Source organism: Microbacterium gubbeenense DSM 15944 (assembly GCF_000422745.1).
GTDB classification, from domain to species: domain Bacteria; phylum Actinomycetota; class Actinomycetes; order Actinomycetales; family Microbacteriaceae; genus Microbacterium; species Microbacterium gubbeenense.
Genome location: NZ_AUGQ01000056.1, coordinates 1 through 2,783 on the forward strand (window position 1 = coordinate 1; position 2,783 = coordinate 2,783).

Here is a 2,783-nt window from a genome sequence, read left to right on the forward strand (position 1 = left end):
ATCGTCGGGGGACGACTCATGATGATTCAGACCTTTCGATAGGGGGCGCTGCCTCAGCAACTAACTACCCCTGCCACATAGTCTGACGCGCGACAGAGCCTCCGAACCTACCGGAGTCCGAAAGTACCGCGGTCCGAAACTATCTGATGCGCATCTTCTACAATGAGGATGCGCGTATGCACATGCATACGCACACGCACACGCACACTCCTTGGACGCCGTAGCGAGCTTCCGGGCAGACGGTCGCAGACGTCGTCCCCCTGGCTCGTTTCCCCGCCCATCAAAAAATGAACGACCGCGGACTAGCTCGGATCAAGGCGACATCCCCTCAGCATCATGACGCGCTTGTGATGCAACTGAATATAGGAAGCTTAGAGATGACGCAACCAGGACAGACCACCACGACTTCGCACGAAGCGATCGATGCGTTCAAGAGAATCGTCGGCGACGAACATGTACTGACCTCTGAGCGTGCCACGATGCCATTCAGCAAAGGCTATCGATTCGGCGGAGGACCAGTCTTCGCCGTGGTGCGCCCCGGCACGCTGGTCGAGATGTGGCGGGCGCTGCAGGTATCCGTCGACAACAACCTCATCGTCATCCCGCAGGCATCGAACACGGGCCTGACTGGTGGATCCGGCCCCGGCTTCCAAGACTACGATCGCCCCATTGTGATCATCTCGACTCACCGCATCGATGAGGTGCACCTCATCAACGACGCGCGCGAGGCGATCTCGCTCGCGGGCACCCCGCTGACACACCTGACCGACGCGCTCGCCAAGCACCAGCGCGAGCCGCACTCGGTGATCGGGTCGACATCAATCGGCGCCTCGGTCATCGGCGGCATCGCGAACAACTCGGGCGGCAGCCAGATTCGCAAGGGTCCGGCATTCACGCGCGAAGCGATCTTCGCCCGCGTCAACGACGACGGCAAGGTCGAGCTGGTCAATCACCTGGGCATCTCGCTCGGAGACGACCCTGAGGTCGCACTCGACCGTCTACAGCGCGGCGAGTGGTCTCCCGAGGATGTCACCCCAGCTCCCGAAGACTCGAACGAGACCGAGTACGCCGAGCACTTGCGCAAGATCGTGCCTTCGCCTGCTCGCTACAATGCGAACCCCGAGTACCTGTTCGAGGCTTCCGGCTCGGCCGGCAAGCTGATGGTGTTCGCGGTGCGCACCCGCACCTTCCCTCGCGAAGTGCACCCGACCGTGTTTTACATCGGCACGAACAACACGCACGAGCTCGAAGAGATCCGTCGGTTGTTCCTCGAAGCCGACATGCCGCTGCCTATCTCTGGTGAGTACATGGGCCGCAGTGCCTTCGACTTGGCCGAGAAGTACGGCAAAGACACCTTCGTCTTCCTGAAGTTCATGAGTCCAGCGCTGCAGACGCGCATGTTCTCGTTCAAGACGTGGGCCAACGGCTTGTTCTCGAAGATTCCCGGCATTGGTCCGACCTTCGCCGACACGGTATCGCAAGCCATGTTCAGCGTGCTGCCCAACCAGCTGCCCAAGCGCATGATGGAGTACCGCAACCGTTTCGAGCATCACCTGCTGCTCACCGTCAGCGAGTCGCAGAAGGCCGCGAGCGAGAAGATGCTCAAGGAGTTCTTCGCAGAGCCCGAGCACACTGGTGAGTTCTTCATCTGCACGTCTGATGAAGAAAAGAGCGCGTCGCTCAACCGGTTCGGCGCGGCCAGTGCCGCCACTCGCTACGCCGCGTTGAAGCGCCGGCACATCGCAGGGCTCATCCCCATCGATGTGGCCCTGCGTCGCGACGATTGGAACTGGCTCGAGGTGCTGCCGGAGGAGATCGACGACCAGCTTGAGGTCAAGGCGTATTACGGGCACTTCTTCTGCCATGTGATGCACCAGGACTATGTCGCCAAGCAGGGCGTGGATCCCGAGGCGCTGCACGACCGCATCCAGCACCTGCTGGAGGAGCGCGGCGCGAAGCTGCCCGCCGAGCACAACTACGGTCGCATCTACAAGCTGCCGAAGTCCATGGAAGAGCACTTCAAGGAGCTCGATCCGACGAATACGTTCAACGCCGGTATCGGCGGCACGTCGCCGCACAAGGACTGGGCCTAAGTCCCCAAGGTAGCGCGACGCCGTGAGAGCCTGAGCGATGTCTTATCCATCTCGGGTGGACCTAGGGCTCGACTCCCTAGGTCCACCGGGACGGATGAGTCGAGACATCGGTCAGAGGCTGGGCAGGCCATAGAATCGCGTGGCGGCGAGGGCCGCGCCCGGTCCGAGAACGGGTCATCGCCTCACGCCGTCAGCTGACCCGCGACGGCCGGCACACCGGCGAAATCCGGCTCATCCGAATCCAGGGTGTAGTCGGGGTCTGAACCCGCCGGTCTCGAGCAGGGATCTGGCGATGTAGTTGGTCAGGTTGCGGAACCCCAGCGCCGAGCCGCGCAGGTGCTCGAGCCTGCCGTTGATCGCCTCGGTGGGCCCGTTGGAGGTGCTGGGCCGGTCGAAGTAGGCCAGGACGTCGGCGGCGCGCTTCTTCAGCGTCCTGCCGAGCTTGGTGATCTCGACCAGGGCCTTGGGGACGCCGGTGCTGATCGAGTCGATGAGCCGGGCCATCAGCTCGCGGCCGTGGCGCCGGTTCTCGTGGCGGTAGGCGGCGATCATGCGCTGGTAGACGCTCCAGGTGACCTCGACCTCGACGTGGGCGTCGTCGGCGAACAGGGTGTCCAGTCGGTCCTTCTGCTTGTCGTTGAGCAGGTCGGCGCCGGTGGACAGGGTCCGGCGGGCGGCATAGAGCGGGTC

General features: G+C 62.9%; 2 protein-coding genes. One reads left to right on the forward strand and one right to left on the reverse strand.

Annotated elements, in window-relative coordinates:
* Positions 1-377: 377 nt before the first annotated feature.
* Positions 378-2,093, forward strand: a complete 1,716-nt coding sequence (dld, locus tag G510_RS0113195; RefSeq protein ID WP_029153991.1) for a D-lactate dehydrogenase — start codon at positions 378-380, stop codon at positions 2,091-2,093.
* Between the two features lie 231 nt (positions 2,094-2,324).
* Here dld and G510_RS0113200 read toward each other — a convergent pair.
* On the reverse strand, positions 2,325-2,783 hold a 459-nt coding region (locus tag G510_RS0113200; RefSeq protein WP_029153992.1), incomplete at its 5' end, for an ISL3 family transposase.

Excerpts from the sequence above, each read along its gene's own strand:
- dld (WP_029153991.1), top strand. The coding sequence starts at position 378 with ATGACGCAACCAGGACAGACCACCACGACTTCGCACGAAGCGATCGAT.